Genomic DNA, 22,142 nt, shown 5'->3' with positions numbered 1-22,142 from the left:
CTGGCGGAGAGGAAGAGATTCGAACTCTCGATAGTCGTTAAACTATACACGCTTTCCAGGCGTGCTCCTTCAACCACTCGGACACCTCTCCAAAGAGATATTAAGTATACAGCAAAAGCTTATATTTTCAACTTTTAGATAATCATTACACCGCCAGAAATAAACATCAAAACTATAAATAAATTCTTTAGAAGCTTTGGAGAAATTATCCCTAAATAATTAACTGCCAAAAGACTACCTGCCAATGCAAATATACCCGATGATACTAACAATGGAATATTTAGATAACCAAGTGTTGATGGTACATTAACACTAATTCCATAAGTAAGTACAAATGCTGCAATTGATGAGTTTATAAGTACACAGATACTAGTTATAGCTATGGCTTTTTTGATATCTGTACCAATCTTTATAAAAAACATTGTTGCAAATGTTGTTGAGCTTGCTAAAACACTCAACACACCACAAAAACTAAAAATACTATATCTAGCACTTCTAGGTAATTTAACAACCTTATTATCATTATGCAATATCATCCAGATACCACTTCCAAATAACAATATTGCAAAGACTATTTTCAAAAGATCTGTATTTATATGTTTTGCAACTATTGAGCCTACTAACGCCCCTATAGATAAATATACTAAATAATACTTTAATTCTCCTAAGTGTATATTACCCTTACGATAGTGTTTGTATGTTGCTATAGAACTTAAAAATATAGACATCCCACAACAAGTCGCTATAGCTATTTGCATAGCAAAGTCCGCTCCATAAGTATGTACAATTATAAAATAAAAAGCTGGAACCGCTATCAAACCGGCTCCTCCACCAAGTAGCGTAGAAATAAAACTAGCTACAAAACCGATAATTGCTCCTAATATGATTAACATTATTTTTTTCCCTATGATTATTTAAGATAGTTATAGACAGTAGCTCGACTAACATTTAGTGCATTTGCAATGTATTTACTAGCATTCTTACCATCTAGTGCGCCTTGTTGTTTAAGTTCTAAAATCAAATTTTTCTTTTGATCCCTTGTTAAATTATCGATTGATAAATTATTATCTATACAATATCTCTGCACAAAATTGTTAATTTTTTCATAAAAAGTATCTTTAAAAAGGCTCTGTTGCTGCTGCGACATTTGCATATTGTTATTATTTAGAAATACGTTTATTAAATTTTGATATCTATCAAATACAGAAACATCTAAATTTATGCATAATGTCCCTATAACATCATTTGTTAAGCTTTTAATTACAGTGATAATGCATTTCATTTTTCGCCCATCATAATTTATTTTATCGTACGGCCCTATTACAAAATCGTCGTACGCATCTAAATCTATATGGTCTAAATATGATATATCTCCAATTTCTCTTTTAGAGATAGGATTAAAAATCGCTACTATCTTGTTCTTAGATAAATCATGAATTACAACTTCTGCAAAAGGATGCAAAAGCATGCTTATAGCCTCCGCGACATTTATAAATTTTTCTAACTCAGAATTCATTTTGATATCTAAAACCATTTTTTTAGATATATTAGTCTATTTTAGACTTTTTTGTCAATAAAATATTTTAAGAAGATTTAAGCTTAGTACTGCGACATATATTTACAAAGTTAACAATTATAGGTCCAATAATATTCTGCCAAATTGCATAAAAAGTTGCAGCAATGGCTGCTTGATTACCAAAGAAGGTCAAAGCTATTACAATCCCTAAACCAACATCTAATATACTAAACTCAAATAGCAAAGCTAATCTACTATCAAAATCTAGACCCAAAACTTTACCTATTAAATATCCAAACACATTAGCAAATATACTAAGGATTATAACGCTCAAAATAATATCTAAAGGCACAAGTATAATAGCATCTTTATTTAAAGCTGTTACAACCATTACTATTAGCATAATCAAGAGTATTGGAATACTAGAGATTTTCTTTAAAGTTGAATCATTTAGTTTAGTAAATTTACTAATTAAAATTCCTAAAACTATCGGTAAGATAACTATTATTGCCATTGTTTCAAACATACCAAACCAGTCTAACTCAATACTCTTCGCAAAGAAAAAATAGATGATTAGTGGCATAACTATTGGTGCTAACAATGTTGTTAAGAAAGTTAAACTAACAGTAAGTGAAATATTTGCTCTAGCCAATAAAGCCATAACTCCTGAAGCCGTGCCTCCTGGACAAGCGCCAACAATAACTAGACCTATCAATGCGGTTAAACTCAACCCAAAAATCTTACCAATTATAAAAGCAGCTATTGATGTAACAGTTAATTTCAAAAACAATATAACAAGTAGCTTCCCCTTGAGGTTAGCGACTTTTACAAAATCTTTTGGTTGTAGATGAAGTCCAATTACCAACATAATAGTAGCCAACAAATAAGTAATATATGGCTTTAATGGTATAAATATGTAAGGTACTGATATAGCTAAAACAACCCCTGCCATAACTATAATCGCAAAATATTTTTGGATAAAGTTCATTTTTATAGTTATTACCTAATTTTTTCAAACCATTTTATATACTAATTAAAGATAAAAATAGATTTACATCTTTTATAACATCGAAAATAAGAAACAAGTTTGGAAAACTATAACAGCTTGATATAATGAATTTGTTAGACTATTAATTCATACACAAACAACAACCTCGTGAGGTAAAATTATGATGAAGAAAAAACTAATAACAATCGCAACTCTTTTAGCTGCTTCAGTGGCGATTACATCGTGTACAGCCGAAGCTGTAGCTGTAACTGGTCTAGTCTTAGCCAGTGTTGCTGTGGGGGCTTTAGCATATAAATGGATGGAAAACCCTGATGCGTACAATGCTTATGCTAAAAATAGAGAAACCGTATTCTCTACTGCTACAGAAGTATTAAAAGAAAATAATTATACTACAAAAGAACAAACAGTTGATGAAAAAAAATCTGAAATCAAAGCTGTTTCGCCAACAGGTGATTCTATTAATATAGTAGTTCAATCAGCTAAAAACAATCCTAATCAATCAGCTATTTATATTAAAGATGATAGTAAAACTGATGCAACAATCATACTTAATCAAATTAATCAAAAACTTGCAGATTCAAAGTAAACTATTTTACAAATAAGTTTTACTAGAAAATAATTCTATTTTTTTTAGTGCTTTTTTCTGTTTTTCATATTAGTAAATAGCGACTTACTTATAACTTCGGCCAGATTAAAATATTCCTCATGTTTTAATATTTACTTTTTATTTTTTGCTCTCCGACATCTTTCAGAGCAGTATTTTACTTCATCCCATACTTTTGCCCATTTCTTACGCCAAGTAAATGGTAAACCACATACTACACAAACCTTCGTAGGCAAATGCTGTTTTTTCATATACCTAATTCCTCAAGAAACTTTTTACTATCTTGTCTAATTAGTTCTTTCTTCTCATTAGTCATCTTTTCATAAGATTTATAAATCATTGCCAAACGAGGATTATTAGCTAGCTTTGATTTATTTCTAGCTAAGAAATCCCAATATAAGTAATTAAATGGACAAGCATCATCTCCATTTTTCTCACTAATTTTATAACTACAATTATCACAATAATTTGACATTTTTTTGATATAGCTACCACTAGCAGCATAGGGTTTACTTGCCAAATACCCACCATCTGCAAAAAGTACCATTCCTGATACATTTGGTAACTCAACCCACTCATAGGCATCTGCATATACTAACAAATACCACTGATTGACATACTTAGGATCAATCCCAGCTAACAATGCAAAATTTCCCAAAACCATTAGTCTTTGAATATGGTGCGCATAGGCATTTTGTTTAGTTTCTTTGACACACTGATGCAGACAATTCATCTTAATATCGGCATCCCAATAAAAACTTGGTAATTTACGCGTAGCTTCAAGATAATTCATATCGCGATAATCTGGCATCTTCAACCAATAAACACCGCGTACGAACTCTCGCCAACCAAGAATTTGACGGATAAAACCTTCTACAGCATTTAAAGGAGCATTACCATTATAATATGCTTTTTCAGCAGCCTTTATACACTCCATAGGTAACAGTAAGCCACTATTGATATACATAGAAATATGAGAGTGATACATCCATGCCTGCCCTTCAAGCATAGCATCTTGATAATCTCCAAAACTGCTAAGCCTCTCATTAATAAATAAATCTAAAGCTTCGAGTGCTTGCTCCCTAGTAACAGCATAATTAAATGGCTCAATATCACCAAAATTATTGCCAAAAGTTTTCTCAACAAGCTTAATTACTCGCTTAGTTATATCATCTGCTGTACTTTTATATGATTTTGGGATTTGCATACCAGAATTTGGTGTTTTACGGTTTTGACTATCATAATTCCACTGTCCGCCTTCTGGCTTACCATCATTATCAAGCAAAATATCGTGCTTAGTACGCATATAACGATAGAAATATTCCATGCGTAGTTGCCTATAATTTTTTGACCACTTCGCAAACTCATCTATTGTAGCTAAGAATCTATCATCTGTGCGTATTTCAACATTTATTGAAAAATCTTTTTGCCAGCTTTGAATATCTTTTAATACACGATATTCACCTGGTTCTGTGACAATAAGCTTTTGTACGCCAAGCTTTTCAACGACTTTCTTAACCTCTGAATAAAATGAACCAGTATTCTTTGGATCATCTAGTTTTGTATAGCAAACCTTATAACCTAATTTATGCAACTGTAGTGCAAAATGGCGCATCGCTGAGAAAATATACACTAGCTTCTTTTTATGATGCTTAACATAGCTAGCCTCTTGCATTACCTCACACATCATCACAACATCATTTGCTTTGTCACAATCTTTCAAACTAGAAATACTCTGCGAAAGTTGATCTCCTAGAATCAGCCGTAAAGTCCTCATCAAAATAACTCCCCTTGAATATTCTCTACCTTTTGTTGTTTAGATTTGATTTTTCTGGGCTTTTTCCTACTGGCGTGTTTTTTGATAATATTTTTAGTTTCTTGACTATTCTTTGAGTCTTTTCTAATTTTATAAATATTATCTGCTGCAAATTTCCGTGCTTGTTTCTCATCAATGATTGGATCTGGATAATCTACAGCATTATGTTTTTCTAACCATGGAGTATGAATATTTTCATTACTTACATTTTCTAGCTCAGGTATCCATCTTTTGATAAACTTACCATTAGGATCTTGGTCAATACTTTGCTTAATAGGGTTATAAATACGGATACTATTAATACCTGTAGTCCCAGATTGCATTTGTACTTGTGAGTAATGAATACCTGGCTCATAATCAGTAAATAATCTTGCTAAATATAGCGATGTAACACGCCAATCTAACCACAAATGATAGCTTGCAAAACTCATGAGCATTGCACGCATACGAAAGTTTAACCACCCTGTTGCAATCAATGCTCGCATACACGCATCTATCATTGGATAACCAGTGTTACCAGTTTTCCATGCCTCGAAATATTGCTGATTTATCGGCTCTTTGCGTAGTTGATCATAGGCTGAATGCAAATTTTCATATTCAATACTTGGTTGATCCTCTAACTTCTGCATAAAATGACAATGCCAGCGCAGGCGCGATAAAAATGAACGCATTGCGCTTAACCACTTTGTTTTATTTCTTATACTACTAGCTTTGATTTCATTTTTATACTGATTAGCTAACTGATATACCTCTTTTATCGAGATAACTCCAAAAGCTATATATGGCGACAATCTCGAACAACTTTTAAAGGCAGTAACTGGTGAAGACATCTCTTTAGAATAACCACAACCTCTTTGATACAAGAAACTATCAAGAATTCTAAGTGCGCGAATTCGACCGCCTTTTTGTCTTTTGTAACAATTATCATACTCTAGACCAAGGCTCTCAGCAGTAGGTATTTTAGTTTGATTTTCACAAATAAATTTAAGTTTATTAGGTGCTTCAACGATCTTCTCGCTCATGCGTTTATGCCATACTAAAGCCCATTTATCTCTATCAGCTAAACAACGAACTACACCGTTTTGATATGGTTGATGCCATGTAATATCATTCTGTTTAAAAAACTTCTCAAGTTTAATATCTCGCTGATATGTCCAGTCATTCCAAGTTTCTTGATGAGACCAAATATCCTTGATAGAGTATTGTTTTATTAACTTCTCAAAAACCTCTACAACGTCTCCAACCATTATAATTAAAGGCTGACCTAACTTTGTAAGCTCACTATCTAACTCTTCTAAACACTCTGATAAAAACAGATATTGTCTATGGCTCATATCAGGCTGTTGCCAAAGCTTAGGCTCAATTATGTATAATGGTAAAACATCTTCTTTTTCAGATGCTAAAGATAAAGCTAAGTTATCATTTATGCGTAAATCACGCTTAAACCAGACTACTTGCATTTATATAATTCAGCTTTTTTTGATGTTTTGCAACTCGTCCTGATACTCTTTTACGCCAAAGTCTAAAGCTACTCGGCTTAAGATTATTTCGCATGATTTTTATAACTTGTGGCTCTGACAATCCAGTTATATTTTTGATTGAATCAAATGATGTTTTATCACACCAAGCCATTTCTATAATTTCACTAATCGTTATATCCTTATCATTCATAAAAATACCTCTAAAAACTTTAACTATGGAATAATCTGCTCACCATCCCATGCAAAACATTTACCACTATCTTCTAATTTCAAACCATCTAAAACTTCAACTAACTTACTAGCTGAATACTCCGGCGTAAAAAGCTTACCTTGAGGCACTCTTGCTTGGAAAGGTTCTGATAAATGACTATCGACAGTCCCTGGATGTAGCCCAACTATTACAGCATTCGGATTTAAACGCTTAGTTTCAATACTTGCTGTTTTGATAAACATATTTAAAGCAGCTTTTGAAGCTCTGTAAGCATACCAACCACCAAGTTGGTTATCAGAGATACTACCAACTCGTGCAGAAATAGCTGCAAATATAGACTTAGTATCCTTAGCTAACTTGGGTATGAAATGCTTTGCAACAAGAGCTGGGAAAATTGTATTTGCTTTGAAAAGCTCAATGAATTTATCTGCCGATAGTTCTTTTAAAGCTTTCTCTGGTTTTATCTCGGAAGTATGTAATATACCGGTAGCAACAAAAACTAGATTAATAGCTCCTGATTTTTCATAAACATCTTTCGCGGCTTTTTCAATTGTTGATTCATCAGTATAATCAATATGCTTATAGACTACTCCTTCTACACAATCAACTACTTTAGCACGTGAAAATGCATATATATTTGCATTAGGATATAACTGTCTTAGTCTTTTAATTACAGCATGACCTATAGCACCAGAGCCACCTATAACAACTAAATTACCACTCATAGCACTCTCCCAAAATTATGCTCTAGTACTACAAGTATACAAATAAGATTATGGATTTTTTATACAGATAAATGAATATTAAGAAAGTTTAATATACAGAAACTAATCAGCTATCAGATCATACTCAGTCGACTCTGTAATCTCGACGGTTGCAAATTCACCTACTTTTAGATTTCTTTCTAGCGCATCGCCGATAATTACTTGTCCATCTACTTCTGGAGCATCATATTTAGTACGACCAATCGCATAGTTTTCATCTTTATTTATGACATCTATGATTACTTGCTGTTCTGTTCCAACAAATCGTTGTAATTTATCAGCGCTTATTTGTGCTTGTAACCCCATAAATTCATCTAAACGCTGTTGTTTGATCTCTTCAGAAATTAGATTATCAAACTGGTTAGCCTTTGCGCCCTCTACTTCAGAATACTTAAAGCAACCGACTCTATCAAGCTGAGCTTTTTCAGCAAAATCTAATAAGTGCTCAAAGTCAGCTTCTGTCTCACCTGGGAATCCTACTATAAATGTACTACGAATAGTTATATCCGGACATATATCACGCCACTTATTGATTCTATCAAGAGTTTTTTGCGTATGAGCTGGGCGCTTCATCCTTTTTAGAACCTCAGGAGATGAATGTTGTAAAGGTACATCAAGATAAGGGAGTATCTTACCCTGTGCCATAAGCGGCACAATTTTATCAACGTGAGGATATGGATACACATAATGCAATCTTGTCCACATATCTAAATCGCCAAGAGCAGTAGCAAGATCTAAAATATTACTTTGATATTCTTTATTATTCCAAATACCGGACTTATATTTAATATCGACACCATACGCAGAAGTATCTTGTGATATTACAAGTAGCTCTTTAACACCAGCATTTTTAAGCTTTTCAGCTTCTTTCATGATATTGTCAATTGAGCGACTTTTTAGCTTACCACGAATATCTGGAATAATACAAAAAGTGCAAGTGTTGTTACACCCTTCTGATATTTTCAAGTACGAATAATGTCTTGGTGTAAGCTTAATACCTTGTGGTGGTACTAAAGATACAAAATCATTTGCAAATATCGGAGCATGAGTATGCACCGCTTCTATCAAGTTCTCATAATCTTGAGGCCCTGTAATACTTAGAACTTCTGGATGTTTTTCTTTGATAAGATCTGCCTTATTTCCCAGACATCCTGTTACTAAAACCTTGCCATTCTCAGCTATTGCTTCACCAATAACTTCCAAAGACTCATCAATAGCAGAGTTTAGAAAACCACAAGTATTAACTATAACCATATCAGCATTATCATAGCTATCAACTAAATCATAACCTTCAGCTTTTAACTTAGTTATTATACGCTCAGAATCAACAAGGTTTTTTGGACAACCAAGACTCACAAAACCAATTTTAGGAATTTTAATCATAATATTTAATTCAAACAAAAAATTATGCGACTATTGTAGAACAATTTGAGATAAAAAAATAGTTAAAGATAAAATTACAAATCGAGATGAAAGGTTATTAATTAGTTTGAAGAATTACTCTCATCACATTTCACACCGAAATCAATTTCCGTTCTTCTATCTAAGTAGAAAGCTTTTTCAGATGCTTTATATGAACACGTATCATTAACACCATCTGTACAGAACTCATCATAGAACTGAGTTGGTTCTGCCGCTGGTTTTAATTTACCATAGCTTACAACACAGATTTGATCTTTATTTACATTTTTACCTAATAAGTAGTTGTATACTGCTTCAGCACGCTTTTGTCCTAGGTTAAAGTTATATTTCTCGCTACCTCTAGGGTCAGTATTACCTGATAATTTGATTGGTTGATCTGGATGCGCTATTAGATAGTCCGCTGTCTTATCTAAGCACTCTTTAGCATCATCAGTAATATTATAACTATCAAAACCAAAGTATACTGATCTACAGTTAATATCCATTAGCTCTTTTTTCATTTGCTCAACTTGATCTGAGCTCATATTATCAGAACCATATATTTGCGAAGACATCTCTAAAGCTTGTGAACTATCAACACCAGCATACTTATCCTTGATTAAATCACTATTATCTGGTCTAGTGCTTGAGCAACTCGCCAACATAAGCATAGAGCTTACAACCGCTATACTCACAATACTTTTTTTCATCATATTTAACTCCTATTTTTAGCTATTTTCAAAACTTGAAACCTCATAATTACCACCATCATCTGCATAGCCAGTATAACTTGATCCATAATTTTCACCACTTTTAAGCGTACTAATAAAACCTGGACCACTTGTTTCATTCAAAGATGAACCATCTAAACTACCATTTGCATTAGCTTGTAAAGGAGGTCCTTTATACCACGTACAACCTGTAATTAATAAAGCTAAAGCTAAAGCTAAAACAAAATAATTTTTAACCAAAACTCTCATACAAGCTCCTTAAAAGTTTTTTGGTGACCAGCTTGGGGACTGAATTAAAATATTACCATTATTAGCTGTATCAACATTAAAATGATTGTCTCCATCTAATGATACCATATCTAATGAACTATAACCTCTAGAGTTTGTAGATATATACGCAATCATATTGCCAAATGGAGATACTGTAGGTGAACTATCTGATTTACCATTTGTAATATTTGTTACACTTCCATTAGCTAAATTAAAATCTGCTATCTGAGTACCACTTGATCTAGATTGGTTCATGAATACAATATCTTTACCATCTGGAGTATAATTTGGCTCATAGCCTTGATATATCCTACTACTTAGCTTAGATGATTGAGGGTATCTTGAGTTAACCGGTGCAACATAGATATTTGGACGACCATCTCTATCAGATGTGAATACTATTCTTTGACCATTTGGTGAGAATTTTGGAGCTGTATTTATACCATTTATAGTTATTCTCTTTAAGGCTTTAGTAGCTAAATTTAATATATAGATATTAGTTTGATCAGAATAACCTTTAGATAAAGCTAAAGCAATTTCTTTGCCATTAGGAGAGAATGATGGCGAACTATTGATTCCTTTGAAGTTAGTTATCCTTGTAACTTTTCCTGTAGCTATCTCTAAAGTGTACACACCCATGCTACCGCCACTATAGCTTGAATAAACTATATATCTTCCATCATTCGACCATGATGGTGTAGCTATTGGATTATCACTCTGTCTAAGAACAGTATGTTTGTTATACCCATCATAATCAGATATCACAAGCTCATAAATTCTGCCATATCTAGCATAAGGATTACTTACTTGCACATATGCCAACTTTGTCAAGAAGAAGCCTTGCTCTCCAGTAAGTTTTTGGTATACATAATTAGCAACCTTATGAGCTAAAGGTCTTACCAAAGATGTACTTATATTTTTATATGTTATAGATCTGATATAGCTTGTATCATTTCTTTTATATATCTGTACTTCAACAGTGTAGCTATTATTTGAATCTTTTGTATATTTTGTTAAAACAACATAATCAGACTTCAAACTCTTCCAAGGTATATTCTGACTTTGATTAATTTCATACTTAATAGAGTCATCACCTTGTAGCTTACCATTATGATTAAGATCTGAAACTATTATAGAATTTACTTGTTGAGGAAATTGATCTACAACATTATTACTTATCACAGTTACCAATGGTTTTTGAATTACTCCAGTAGTTACCTCAGCAACTAAGTCTGCGTACAGACTAGAAATCAAAAAAACAAATATCGAGAAGCCGGTAATGATTTTTCTCATATTATTCCTCATTAACTTTGTTTAAATATAAAGCTTATATTTTCTGTTTGTATAGTTCTTCTAGCTATAGGATTTGTAATCTCAGGTGGTGTTGTATTTTTGATAGCATCTATAAGTGACTGATCACAACTATAATCACCTGAAGTTCCAGTGAGCTTAATAAACTCTCCATTTCTGATTATTGCTCTTGGTAAATCATATATACCTCTACAATCATCTTTAATCCAGTTTGAACCAACTCTATCAGTATATTCCGTAACATACTTACTAACCGCTAAATCTGCCTGATTTTTAGCCGCCTCGCGCTTAGCTGATGCGATAGCTTCCGCTTTTGCTTTAGCTAACCTTTCTTGACGAGCTTTTTCTTCGGCTTCTTGTTTAGCTTTTAACTCTTGTTGTTTTTTACGTTTTGCCTCTTCTTGGGCTTTCTTTTTCTCTTCTAGCTCTTTCTTACGTTGAGCTTCCTCTTGAGCCTGTTTCTCTTGTTCAGCTTGACGTTTCGCTTTTTCTTGGGCTTTTTTCTTAGCCTCTAAAATAGCCTTTTGCTTTGCTTCCAACTTTGCTCTTTTCTCGGCCTCAGCTTGTTCTTTTAATTTTTGTTGATGCTTTATAAGAGCTTGTTTTTTTGCTTGCTTAATATCTTCTCTAGCCTGTTTTAATTCTTGTTGGTGATTTTCGTAAGCAGAAATTTGTTTGTCTAACTCACTACTACTTATCGATGTTGCTTGAATAATCTGAAGTTTCTTAGGTGTATTCTCAACCTGCGCACTCAAAGCTGCCTGACTAGTTTCAAACTTAAGATCACTTATAAAGGCTAGCGTATATAGCAAAATTACAATACCAATATGTACAAGTATTGCTTTTACTAAGAATGGATTTTCATCGACTGTTTTTTTACAGAAACGAATAATTTTTTGATAATTAAGATTTGCCATCTTCGGTGACTAACCCCACTTTATCTACACCTGCTCTTTGTATCAGAGCCATAGCTTTTACTACTTCACCATAACTTGCACTACTATCACCTCGTACATATACGGGCTTACCAGGAGATTGCTGAGATAAACTAACAACTGCATTCGTAAGATCTCTAGCACTTAGTGGTGCTTTTGGATCACTAACTCCTTGATTAACAAAATACTCTCCATCCCTGTTGACAGTAACAACAATAGGCTTACTATCGTTAGAAGGTATTTTCTCAGATTGAGCTTTAGGTAAATCGACCTTTACACCTTGTGTTAATATAGGTGTTGTAATCATAAAAATAACCAAAAGCACCAACATTACATCAATGTAAGGTACTACATTGATTTGTACCATTGGTCTTTTTTTTCTAAAAAATCTTTTGTTTCTCTTTTTCATATTAAAAAGCCTTTATTTAAAAGCTTTCTTGATGTTGCTGTTGCAGTTCATCTCTATGCGCTTCCTTCAAAAGTAATATACATAGATCATCTTGGAACGACTCGTAACCAGATAAAACATCATCAACCTGATTAGACAACCTACTATGACCAATAACTGCCGGAATTGCCACAAAAAGACCTAATGCTGTAGCAATCAATGCTTCTGCAATATGAGGAGCAACTACAGAAATAGTAGCTTGTTCTACACCGCCTAAAGTATTAAATGACGACATAATACCCCAAACAGTACCAACTAGTCCAATATATGGAGACACAGCGCCTATAGTAGCTAAGGCTGGTAATTTTCTGTCTAGCTCTTTAGCTTCTTGAGCTATAGCTATACTTACTGTTCTTTCCATACCTTCTAGAATGGTATCTCCTCTTAGTATCCCAGTATCTTTAAGATTATTAAACTCTCTCAAACCTGAGCAAAATATTATTGATTTACCAAAGATATTCTCTTTATGCTGAAGATAATAGTCATATAGTTTCTGTATGTGATGCCCTGCCCAGAACAACTTATCAAACTGGACCTGTTCATTACGATATTTTTTTACACGATTGTTAACTTCAAACATAATAGCCCAAGAGTAAACAGACATGGCCACTAAGCCTAACATAATAAGCTGAACTATAAAGTTAGCATGTAAAATTAATTGAATTAGAGAAATAGAATTATCCATAAATATTCCTGACAGATTTATATTTTCATATATTTTCGCGCGTGTTGTCGCTAATTATACGTAAACTAATGTAAATTATAAACCATTTAATGCATCTAAATTAAATATAAATCTGTTATTATTTATAAATAATAAAATTTCAGATTGATATGTAATGAAAAAAACGACTTTATTAGTATTAGCTTTAGTTGCTACAGCTTTGATATCATGTTCAAACTCAAATGGAGACTCTTTTGGCTATGTAGCTCCTCCACCAACTGACCAAAACTTAGATTCTAATGAACCAGGATACATGCAACAACCTGGGGGAGTATCTGCGGGCATCATAAGCGAACAAGGCCATGCTAGCCACGATGCTTTTGTTACAATTAAAGAATAACTCTATACACTAATCAGCATCTATAATTTTTTTACCATCTACTACAGAATCTTCATTAAAGTCACTATTTTTGATTTTCTGCTTATATCTGTAATGAGATACCGGACCAGATAACGCATAACCAATCATTATAAAATACAGTAATTTATCAGGCATTGTAAATAACATCAAAATTATTAGTATAAAACAAATAACATATAGCTTACTAATGTTACCTTTACCATCACTATCTTTAAAACTTCTAAATTTAATATCACTAACCATCATAAATGCTAAATATAGCGCAGTAAATGCTGTAAGAACAACAACCACAATACTTAAGAATGTAGAGTCACCAACTAAAAATCTTTGACCCATCCAAATCAATCCTGAGATAGTTACAGCTCCAGCTGGACAAGGCATACCATAAAAGTATAAACGACGCTCAAGCATGCTTTCTTCTGAGTTATCACTAGCAGGCATAGTATCGAATTTTGCTAATCTCAGAGCAACAGCAAGTAAATATAAAAATGCAATAGCTGCTCCTAAAGCTCCCAAATTATGTAAGCTCCAAAAATACATCACTAAAGCAGGAGTCGCCCCAAAAGAAACCACATCAGCAAGACTATCTAATGCAGCACCAAATTCTGTTTGAGTGTGAGTATATCTTGCAACTCTACCATCAAATGCATCAGCAAAACCTGCCAATAACATATAAACTGCAGATGATATAAAGTTGCCTTGAAAGGCAGCAATAATAGCTAAAAAGGCAAATAACAAACTTGCACTAGTAAACAAACTAGGAAGTATATATTTTGACTTTTTCATATCAATATTTTCTAATAACCACATAACTATAATCCTACTACTTTATTAACAAATCTGGTCGCAACACCTGTGCTCGATGCAAATATACATGATTTATATCAAGCTGCGACTTAGTTGTATTATATGTCAACATAATCCTAATACAAAACTCTAATGCTCCTTCACGTACCATTTGTTGGCAATCAATCAAAGGAACATTAACTAAACCCACCTCACGAGCTGCAACAGCAGGAAATTCGGATTCAATATCTCTAGTTACAGTAAATATAATATTAACAATATCTTCAGACTTAATGTTATTACGGCTTATCATCTGCTGCAAAAGCTCTTTTGTCGCACTTAAAACATTCTCTTTAGTATCTTTTTCTATTGTTGTTGCACCTCTAACTGATCTCTGCATAAGACCTTTCCTTAATTAGTACCAATAATTTTTTGCTTCAGAAGTCTTGGAAGAGGAAAATAAACTTCCTCTTTGATACCATCAAACTCCTCAACAGCAACATCACCTTCACAAACTCTAGATATCTCTGTAATCACCTGCTGAACAAGATACTCAGGTGCAGACGCTCCAGCACTGACTCCACAAACTTTCTTATTCTCAAACCAGGTGCTTTTAATATCCGCAGGATTATCTACCAAATAAGCATCAATCCCTTCTAGTGTCGCTAGCTCTTTCAGTCTATTAGAATTCGAGCTATTTTGTGAGCCTACAACAACTAAGACATCTATTTCTTTAAGCATTGACTTTATTGCTGTTTGACGATTCTGTGTTGCATAACAAATATCTTCTTTTTTTGGCCCTTTGATATTTGGAAACCTATTTTTTAAGGACTCTATAATTCCCTGAGTTTCGTCTACAGATAAAGTGGTTTGTGTCGCATAATATAGATTATCAGGATTTTTTATATCTAGCTTAGCAACATCTTGTTCACTTTCGACTAAATATATAGCTCCTTTTTTACTGCGATACTGACCCATAGTACCCTGAACTTCAGGGTGTCCTTTATGACCAATCAAAATACATTCAGCATCATTATTACTTGCTAGGCGAACACCTCTATGGACTTTAGTAACCAATGGACATGTAGCATCGTATAGAACAAGATTTTTTTTAGCTGCGACTTCTTCAACCTGTAGTGAGACACCATGAGCACTAAATATACACACAGCATCATCTGGAACTTCATCAACCTCTTTAACAAATACTACACCTTTTTTCTTCAAAGAATCTACAACAACCTTATTATGAACAACTTCATGACGTACATAAACAGGAGATTTTTCAACTTCTAAAACCTTTTCAACAGTCTCAACTGCTCTACTAACACCTGCACAAAAGCCTCTTGGATTAGCTAATAATATCTTCACCTAAATCTTCCTCTTTTTCAGCTATATCTAAAATCTTAGCTTCGAATACAATTATCTGACCTGATAATGGATGATTAAAATCTACCGTAACATCATTTTCATTGATTTCCGTAATCAAACCCGGTAGCTTAGAGCCATCTTTTTGGCTAAATGATACAATTAAGCCCTCTTCTAACTCCATATCCTTTGGAAATCTATATTTAGGCACAGAGTATATACTTGCAGGATGCTTTTCTCCAAAAGCCTCCTCTGGCATTAAAACAACTCTTTTACTATCGCCAATGGATGCACCCTCTAACTCATTTTCAACTTTATCAGTAAAGCATCCTTGACCCATTTGAAATATAAAAGGCCTGTTATAGTTTTCTGTATCTTCAGCTATAGAACCATCTTTTAATCTAAATTTAAAATGCATTTTCACAAAGCTATCTGAAGTTATTTTCATACAAATTCTAATTATAATTTTTGAACTTCAAGATACCATATTTAGAGATTTTATTCATCTTTTGTTTACATAACAACTTGATTTTATGGATATATGTTAACAACCTTAGCTACAAATACTATTCTCAACAAAAACTTTATAGTAGAATCGTATTAATAAATTACAAGCTTTATTACTACTTATGAAAAAACTATTTAACTTTGCCATAGTATTGCTACTAGTATTTGCTATAGCAGGTTGTGAAACTTTTACAGGGAGTGAAAACCCTAGTGATGAAAACCTCTCCTTCCCAACATTAGAACCATGTACAAAAAAGTTAATAGAATCTAACCAGTCTTTTATATGCCTAAAAGAACAGCAAGGCCCAGATCTAATTCAAACAAATATAAAATTTGATGCTGATAGCTATAACCTTAATGATCAAGCCAAACAAATTCTGAATAAATTATACGCATACCTGAAGCTTACAGACACTACAACATTTACAATACGAGGATATGCTGGAAAAGTAGAGTCAAAACTTCTAACTGACAAAAACATACTAACTGAATATAATATCAGACTATCTAAAAATCGTGCAGAAAGTGTTGAAGAGTATCTTGTAAGAAGAGGATTAGATAAAAACAATGGTATTATAATCAAGGCTCTAGGTTATCAAGACCCTATTGCTCCAAATGATACAAGTTTAAATAGAGCAATAAACCAAAGAGTTGAAATCACTCTAAAAAGCAGGCTAATCGAACAAATAGATAATATAGAACAGAATCTAAAACATGTGAAGCCTGCGGATTACACTAAGTTCTTTTCAAATGTTTACTTACTAAATGGTAATGAAGTTGATAATGTATCGAGAATATATGATTCCAGAGAAAAAAGACCTGTGCTTAGCATAGGCTTTAAGATTTTTGCAAACAAAGAGTATCCTCAAAATGTCGATAACAAAAACTTTATTATTATTTCAGAGCCTAAGCCACTATCATCATTTAATGATGATACAAAATACTATAGGTTAGGAACAGCAAAATATGATCATACTTACAAAGGTATAACAGCTCTGACAATTACCAATCTAACTAGAGAGGCTAGTGTTGGTAACTATGTTATACCTGATGCTATTGCAGATCAGAAACTTCCAAGTCAAACCTTTAAAATGAATAGTAAAGTAACAGCCAATGTACTCGAAGATGTCATGAATACAAACACATTCTCCTCTTCTTACAATAGCATTTTGCTTAATAAAGGAGCTACTGATGGCCTAAAGCTAGGAGCAGAAGTTATATTATACGAACCAGAGAGTAGAACTGATGGATTTCCTATACCACCTAAATATATAGGTTACGGTTTTATATATAGAGAATCAAACAACTACTCTATAGCAATAATCGTAAATTCACTACAAGAAATTACCAGCAACTCAATGGCAACAACTCGACTATAATGAATAATACCACACGGTCTATCATAGCTCTTTCATGCACTCCATACTTTGGCAACAGTCGTCTTCTAAAAGCATTAGAGCTTAACATTAACTTTAATGATATTATTGATAATCCAAACAAATATACTAAAAGCTTATCGCTACGTTCTGAAAGCATAGAATATCTCAACGACAGAAAGTATCTAGGCTATCTTGACAAGCTGTATAACTGGCTAGAAAATAGTCATAATAAATTGATAACATACACAGATCAAGCTTATCCAGAAAGTCTCAAACATATTAGCAATCCTCCTTTTGTATTATATTGTACTGGTAATACAAAGCTTTTAGAGACTGCTCAATTAGCAATTGTTGGTGCAAGAAAAAACTCTACTTATGGAAAGAATGCCACCTGCAAACTTTGCGAAGAACTTAAAGACTCAAATATCACAATAACGAGTGGACTAGCATATGGAATAGATACTCTAGCTCATAAATATGCTCTTGAAAACAGTTTAAACACTATTGCGGTAGTAGGTACTGGAGTTGATATTATATACCCAAGTTCAAATAGAGAACTATATAGCAATATTATTTCCAATAATGGATTAATAATATCTGAACTACCTCTGGGAACAACAGCTTCACGTTATACTTTCCCTCAGAGAAATCGTATAATTAGTGGACTATCTAAAGGAGTAGTTGTAATTGAAGCAGCTAGCAAAAGTGGCTCATTAATAACTGCTCAACATGCTCTTGAACAAAACAAAGAAGTATTTGCAGTACCAGGAAGTATTTTTAGTACATCAAGTCAAGGCTGTAATGAGTTAATCAAACAAGGAGCGAAACTTGTTTGTGATATTAATGATATTTTAGAAGAGATAAATATTGACCCAAACAACTCTTTACAAGAAACTTCTACAAAAATGACTGACAATGATCCAAACCTAAGCAACTCCGAAAAAGTAATTCTAGACATTATAGGTCAGGGGCTCACAACGATTGACAAAATAGTTACTGAGTCAAAACTTCCTTATATGGAAATAACTCCAATCCTATTTGAACTCGAACTCAAATCGCTGATCGAATCAGTGCCAGGTGGATATATAAATACACAATAAATCGCAACTCAGTAATTACCATAACTACTAAGGTCTGCTATACTTTACACATGCAGTCATACTTAGACTCAAGATGGTTCTACAGTTAGTGCTTAACATACTCAAAAATCCCTTCATAGCACTATTTTTAACAGTGAGTATTGGTTATCTACTCGGAAAGATAAAATATAAGACTTTTGTATTAGGTGGTATTTCAGGATCTCTGATAATTGGAGTGATCATAGGACAACTTAATATTATGATTCCACCAGAGATAGGCTCTTTGTTTTTTGCTTTATTTATATATGCCGTTGGCTATCAAGGAGGGGCACAATTTTTTAGATCATTAAATAAAAGTACTTTTTTATTGTTAGCTTCTTCGACTATAACATGTCTCTTAGGGTTAATATGTGTATTAGCTTTTGCTTGGATATTCCAATTAGATAAAGGTACTGCAGCTGGATTAGGTGCTGGAGGATTAACTCAATCAGCCATGATAGGTTCAGCAAATAATGCAATAGCTGCCATAAACTCACTGCCAGAGTCAATTATTCATACAATGCAAGCTAACGTCGCCGTTGGATATGCAGTATGTTATATCTTTGGATCTTTTGGGCCAATTATCCTATTAGCTACAATCTTCCCCCTTATAATGAGATGGGATGTCAGAAAAGAAGCTATTAAGCTAGCGACTGAACAATCAGATGGTAGCTTGGATTTAGAAGCTGGTCAATTCTCTGCTTTTAGCGAATACACTACTCGAGCATATAGAATTAGTCACAACTCAGAACTACTAAACAGATCAGTTGTAGAAATATATAAAGCATATGAGTATAAAGTAGTAATAGAAAATATCATTCGTAATGATAAGCTACTAACCATAACCCCTGAAACCAACATAAATACTGATGATATAGTAGCCATAACATTCTACGAAGATTTAGACATACAATCTATCATTTCAAATGATGATGAAGTTACCAAACCTGAGCAATTCAACTTTATTGAAGAAAAAAGATCTTTGATATTAACAAACAAGAATCTTTTCAACAAAACTATCCAAGAAATCAAAACTATAATTCAAGACAAAAACTACTATGGAGTATTTTTACAAAAAATTATTCGTTCTGGTCAAAAGCTTCCTATTTCTAACGAACTAAAGCTAAGAAGAGGTGATGAAATTGTATTAGTAGGCAAACCAGAAGATCTTGATAAAATTAGCGACAAAATAGGGACTTATATTTCTGAAGCTCCGATCACTGATTTCATCTTCTTTGGTTTAGGAATGGTTTTAGGCTATATTTTGGGCCTAATAAGTTTCAATATCTTTGGTATTTCAATAACTTTAGGCGCTGGTGTTGGTTGCTTGCTATCAGGCTTGATTTTTGGTTGGATCAGATCAGTGAAACCTCAATTTAGCAATCTACCATTAGGGGCTTCTAATTTTATCAGAGACTTCGGTTTAGCAATATTTGTAGCTAGTGTTGGAATTACTGCTGGACCTCAAGCCATAATCGCCATCAAAGAGCACGGACTTACACTATTTTTCTTGGGTATTGGTGTAACTATCATACCTCAAGTAATTTCTTTTTACATATCGTACTATTTACTTAAAATCAAAAACCCTATTGTATTATTAGCAACTATTGCTGGTGGTAGAAGCGCAAATCCTGGTTTTGCAGCTCTATTAGAACGAGCTGGCAACGCTACCCCTGTAATTCCATTCACATCATCTTATGCTTTAGCAAATATATGGCTGACACTATGGGGTCCTATTATAGTTGCATTAGTCACAATCATACCCAAATAAAAGGATATTTTCATGAGTCAACAAGATTTAAGTCCATTTGAATTTAAAGATGAATTAATAAAATTAGCAACAAGTAAAGCCGATAGATTAATGTTGAATGCTGGTCGTGGCAATCCTATTTTTTTGGCAACTGTTCCAAGACATGCTTTCTTACGCCTTGGAGACTTTGCACTTAAAGAATCTGAAAGATCCTACTCCTATCTTGATAACATCTTTGGTGGCTTACCTGAGAAAAAAGGCATATTAGAAAGATTTGATTTCTACTGCATGGCTAATGATAAGCTAGATGGAATTAGTTTTCTTAAAGCTGCAATCTCTTTCGTTGATGATCATTTAGGCATCAATAAAGAAGACTTCTTATATGAAATGACTAATGCATATCTTGGATGTAACTATCCTTCGCCACCAAGGATGCTTTCTATCACCGAAAAAATAGTAATGTACTATCTGCGTGAAGAACTCTATAAGAATACGGATATTCCACTAGAATTTGATATTTTTGCGACAGAAGGTGGTACTGCTGCTATGACATATATTTTCCAATCTGCGAAAATAAATGGTCTGCTTAATGCCAATGATAAAATAGCGATGATTAGCCCTATTTTTTCACCATATCTTGAAATTCCAGAACTTCCAGAATATAACAATACTATAGTTCACATCTATGCTGATGAGCAAGCAGATTGGCAAGTTACTGACAAAGAACTTGAAAAGCTACTTGATCCTACTATCAAGACTCTTTGCTTAGTAAATCCAAGTAACCCACCATCTGTCAAAATTAGCGACTCTGTTCTAGACAAAATAGCGAATATCATCGAAAATCACCGATCTGACCTAATGATTATTACCGATGATGTTTATGCAACTTTTTCAGATGACTTTGAATCATTATTCTCAAAATGCGCCTACAACACCCTTTGCGTTTACTCATTCTCCAAGTACTTTGGAGCAACTGGTTGGCGTATCGGTACGATTGCCCTACACAAAGACAATATTTTTGATAAACTAATTAGCGAACTTGATGATAAAAAACTGCAAGAGCTTGATAAGCATTACAGCTCTCTTACAACAAATTCAAGAACATTAAAGTTTATTGATAGATTAGTAGCTGATAGTCGCTCTGTTGCCCTAAATCATACTGCTGGTATCTCACTACCTCAACAATTACAAATGAGCCTTTTTGCACTTTCTAGCTTATTAGATAATCAAGATATATATCGTAAAGAAGCAAAAAAGCTTATCAGAAGACGCTATAATATCTTATTTAATTCAATATCACCTAAGATACAGCACCATTATAATTCAGATAATGTTGGATATTATACACTTCTAGATTTAGAACATCTCTCAACTGTAATTTATGATAAGTTTTTTTCTAAATGGTTAATACAAAATCATAGTGTTAATGATATGCTAAAAACTTTAGCATCTGAAACGGGGATTGTACTTCTACCTGGTAATGGCTTTGATGATCTACATCCTTCTGCTAGAGTTTCTTTAGCAAACTTACGCGAGTGTGATTATAGAAATATAGGAATCAATATTAGACAACAATTAGACAACCTATATTCTGAATATAAAAAATCTTGCTAAACATCAAAACCAAATAGACTTTTATCATACTAATTACTACA

General features: G+C 33.3%; 25 protein-coding genes and 1 tRNA gene. 6 read left to right on the top strand and 20 right to left on the bottom strand.

Going from position 1 to position 22,142, the window contains the following annotated elements; translation table 11 throughout:
- Position 1 precedes the first annotated feature (1 nt).
- The 4 genes from IMS64_RS01605 to IMS64_RS01590 all read right to left on the bottom strand — a co-directional run bounded on the left by IMS64_RS01605 (position 2) and on the right by IMS64_RS01590 (position 2,504).
- Positions 2–91, bottom strand: a tRNA-Ser gene (locus IMS64_RS01605).
- A gap of 43 nt (positions 92–134) precedes the next feature.
- A complete protein-coding gene (locus IMS64_RS01600; protein ID WP_211490701.1) occupies positions 135–893 on the bottom strand; it encodes a sulfite exporter TauE/SafE family protein in 759 nt (252 codons plus the stop codon).
- A 17-nt stretch (positions 894–910) separates the two neighbouring features.
- Positions 911–1,534 carry a helix-turn-helix transcriptional regulator gene (locus IMS64_RS01595; protein WP_211490700.1) on the bottom strand — a complete coding sequence of 208 codons (624 nt, stop codon included), beginning with the start codon at positions 1,532–1,534 and terminating at the stop codon, positions 911–913.
- Between the two features lie 49 nt (positions 1,535–1,583).
- Positions 1,584–2,504 (bottom strand): bile acid:sodium symporter family protein, encoded by a 921-nt coding sequence (locus IMS64_RS01590; protein ID WP_211490699.1) that lies wholly within the window; start codon positions 2,502–2,504, stop codon positions 1,584–1,586.
- 181 nt (positions 2,505–2,685) lie between these two features.
- Between IMS64_RS01590 and IMS64_RS01585 the strand changes: the two genes are divergently transcribed.
- Positions 2,686–3,111 carry a DUF3568 family protein gene (locus tag IMS64_RS01585; protein ID WP_200151476.1) on the top strand — a complete coding sequence of 142 codons (426 nt, stop codon included), beginning with the start codon at positions 2,686–2,688 and terminating at the stop codon, positions 3,109–3,111.
- Between the two features lie 131 nt (positions 3,112–3,242).
- Here IMS64_RS01585 and IMS64_RS01580 read toward each other — a convergent pair whose 3' ends face one another.
- The 12 genes from IMS64_RS01580 to tolQ all read right to left on the bottom strand — a co-directional run bounded on the left by IMS64_RS01580 (position 3,243) and on the right by tolQ (position 13,182).
- Positions 3,243–3,380 (bottom strand): DUF2256 domain-containing protein, encoded by a 138-nt coding sequence (locus tag IMS64_RS01580; protein WP_004286486.1) that lies wholly within the window; start codon positions 3,378–3,380, stop codon positions 3,243–3,245.
- Positions 3,377–4,906, bottom strand: a complete 1,530-nt coding sequence (locus IMS64_RS01575; RefSeq protein WP_211490698.1) for a cryptochrome/photolyase family protein — start codon at positions 4,904–4,906, stop codon at positions 3,377–3,379. Before IMS64_RS01575 ends, IMS64_RS01580 begins: the two co-directional genes overlap by 4 nt.
- Entirely contained in the window at positions 4,906–6,405 is a 1,500-nt protein-coding gene (locus IMS64_RS01570; RefSeq protein ID WP_211490697.1) for an FAD-binding domain-containing protein, read from the bottom strand. The genes IMS64_RS01575 and IMS64_RS01570 overlap by 1 nt, the downstream gene beginning before the upstream one ends.
- Positions 6,386–6,616 (bottom strand): TIGR03643 family protein, encoded by a 231-nt coding sequence (locus IMS64_RS01565; protein ID WP_211490696.1) that lies wholly within the window; start codon positions 6,614–6,616, stop codon positions 6,386–6,388. The genes IMS64_RS01570 and IMS64_RS01565 overlap by 20 nt, the downstream gene beginning before the upstream one ends.
- Positions 6,617–6,639: 23 nt before the next feature.
- Complete coding sequence (locus IMS64_RS01560; RefSeq protein ID WP_211490695.1) at positions 6,640–7,362, bottom strand: SDR family NAD(P)-dependent oxidoreductase; 723 nt, start codon at positions 7,360–7,362, stop codon at positions 6,640–6,642.
- Positions 7,363–7,464: 102 nt separating this feature from the next.
- Positions 7,465–8,784 (bottom strand): 30S ribosomal protein S12 methylthiotransferase RimO, encoded by a 1,320-nt coding sequence (gene rimO, locus IMS64_RS01555; protein WP_042516874.1) that lies wholly within the window; start codon positions 8,782–8,784, stop codon positions 7,465–7,467.
- Between the two features lie 101 nt (positions 8,785–8,885).
- Positions 8,886–9,515, bottom strand: coding sequence for an OmpA family protein (locus IMS64_RS01550; RefSeq protein ID WP_012279953.1), 630 nt, complete (start codon positions 9,513–9,515; stop codon positions 8,886–8,888).
- A gap of 15 nt (positions 9,516–9,530) precedes the next feature.
- Positions 9,531–9,782 (bottom strand): hypothetical protein, encoded by a 252-nt coding sequence (locus tag IMS64_RS01545; RefSeq protein ID WP_211490694.1) that lies wholly within the window; start codon positions 9,780–9,782, stop codon positions 9,531–9,533.
- A 9-nt stretch (positions 9,783–9,791) separates the two neighbouring features.
- Complete coding sequence (locus IMS64_RS01540; protein ID WP_211490693.1) at positions 9,792–11,096, bottom strand: PD40 domain-containing protein; 1,305 nt, start codon at positions 11,094–11,096, stop codon at positions 9,792–9,794.
- An 11-nt stretch (positions 11,097–11,107) separates the two neighbouring features.
- Positions 11,108–12,031, bottom strand: a complete 924-nt coding sequence (locus IMS64_RS01535; protein WP_211490692.1) for a cell envelope integrity TolA family protein — start codon at positions 12,029–12,031, stop codon at positions 11,108–11,110.
- Entirely contained in the window at positions 12,018–12,458 is a 441-nt protein-coding gene (gene tolR / locus IMS64_RS01530) for a protein TolR (RefSeq protein ID WP_004286496.1), read from the bottom strand. Before tolR ends, IMS64_RS01535 begins: the two co-directional genes overlap by 14 nt.
- Before the next feature lie 16 nt (positions 12,459–12,474).
- Positions 12,475–13,182: a protein TolQ gene (gene tolQ, locus IMS64_RS01525; RefSeq protein ID WP_012279957.1), complete on the bottom strand. Its 708-nt coding sequence runs from the start codon at positions 13,180–13,182 to the stop codon at positions 12,475–12,477.
- Between the two features lie 154 nt (positions 13,183–13,336).
- Here tolQ and IMS64_RS01520 point away from each other — a divergent pair, with 154 nt between their 5' ends.
- Entirely contained in the window at positions 13,337–13,561 is a 225-nt protein-coding gene (locus IMS64_RS01520; RefSeq protein WP_004286498.1) for a hypothetical protein, read from the top strand.
- Positions 13,562–13,570: 9 nt separating this feature from the next.
- On the opposite strand, the gene IMS64_RS01515 is transcribed toward IMS64_RS01520, so the two are convergent.
- The 4 genes from IMS64_RS01515 to fkpB are packed head-to-tail and all read right to left on the bottom strand — an operon-like array spanning position 13,571 to position 16,181.
- The gene (locus IMS64_RS01515) at positions 13,571–14,392 is read right to left on the bottom strand and encodes a CDP-alcohol phosphatidyltransferase family protein (protein WP_004286499.1); all 822 of its coding nucleotides are present in this window, start codon (positions 14,390–14,392) and stop codon (positions 13,571–13,573) included.
- Between the two features lie 13 nt (positions 14,393–14,405).
- Entirely contained in the window at positions 14,406–14,768 is a 363-nt protein-coding gene (gene aroH, locus IMS64_RS01510; protein ID WP_211490691.1) for a chorismate mutase, read from the bottom strand.
- A gap of 11 nt (positions 14,769–14,779) precedes the next feature.
- The gene (ispH, locus tag IMS64_RS01505; RefSeq protein ID WP_088820859.1) at positions 14,780–15,736 is read right to left on the bottom strand and encodes a 4-hydroxy-3-methylbut-2-enyl diphosphate reductase; all 957 of its coding nucleotides are present in this window, start codon (positions 15,734–15,736) and stop codon (positions 14,780–14,782) included.
- Positions 15,717–16,181 carry an FKBP-type peptidyl-prolyl cis-trans isomerase gene (gene fkpB, locus IMS64_RS01500; protein WP_012279960.1) on the bottom strand — a complete coding sequence of 155 codons (465 nt, stop codon included), beginning with the start codon at positions 16,179–16,181 and terminating at the stop codon, positions 15,717–15,719. Before fkpB ends, ispH begins: the two co-directional genes overlap by 20 nt.
- Before the next feature lie 181 nt (positions 16,182–16,362).
- Here fkpB and IMS64_RS01495 point away from each other — a divergent pair, with 181 nt between their 5' ends.
- The 4 genes from IMS64_RS01495 (at position 16,363) to IMS64_RS01480 (ending at position 22,101) form a co-directional block, all read left to right on the top strand.
- On the top strand, positions 16,363–17,619 hold the full coding sequence (locus IMS64_RS01495; protein ID WP_211490690.1) for an OmpA family protein: 1,257 nt from the start codon (positions 16,363–16,365) through the stop codon (positions 17,617–17,619).
- Entirely contained in the window at positions 17,619–18,719 is a 1,101-nt protein-coding gene (dprA, locus tag IMS64_RS01490) for a DNA-processing protein DprA (protein ID WP_088820856.1), read from the top strand. Before IMS64_RS01495 ends, dprA begins: the two co-directional genes overlap by 1 nt.
- 73 nt (positions 18,720–18,792) lie before the next feature.
- Positions 18,793–20,508, top strand: a complete 1,716-nt coding sequence (aspT, locus tag IMS64_RS01485) for an aspartate-alanine antiporter (protein ID WP_088820854.1) — start codon at positions 18,793–18,795, stop codon at positions 20,506–20,508.
- 12 nt (positions 20,509–20,520) lie between these two features.
- Positions 20,521–22,101: a bifunctional aspartate transaminase/aspartate 4-decarboxylase gene (locus IMS64_RS01480; RefSeq protein WP_211490689.1), complete on the top strand. Its 1,581-nt coding sequence runs from the start codon at positions 20,521–20,523 to the stop codon at positions 22,099–22,101.
- Positions 22,102–22,142: the final 41 nt, after the last annotated feature.

The organism is Francisella philomiragia (assembly GCF_018135955.1).
GTDB classification, from domain to species: domain Bacteria; phylum Pseudomonadota; class Gammaproteobacteria; order Francisellales; family Francisellaceae; genus Francisella; species Francisella philomiragia.
This window is presented reverse-complemented; position numbering and strand designations above follow the sequence as displayed.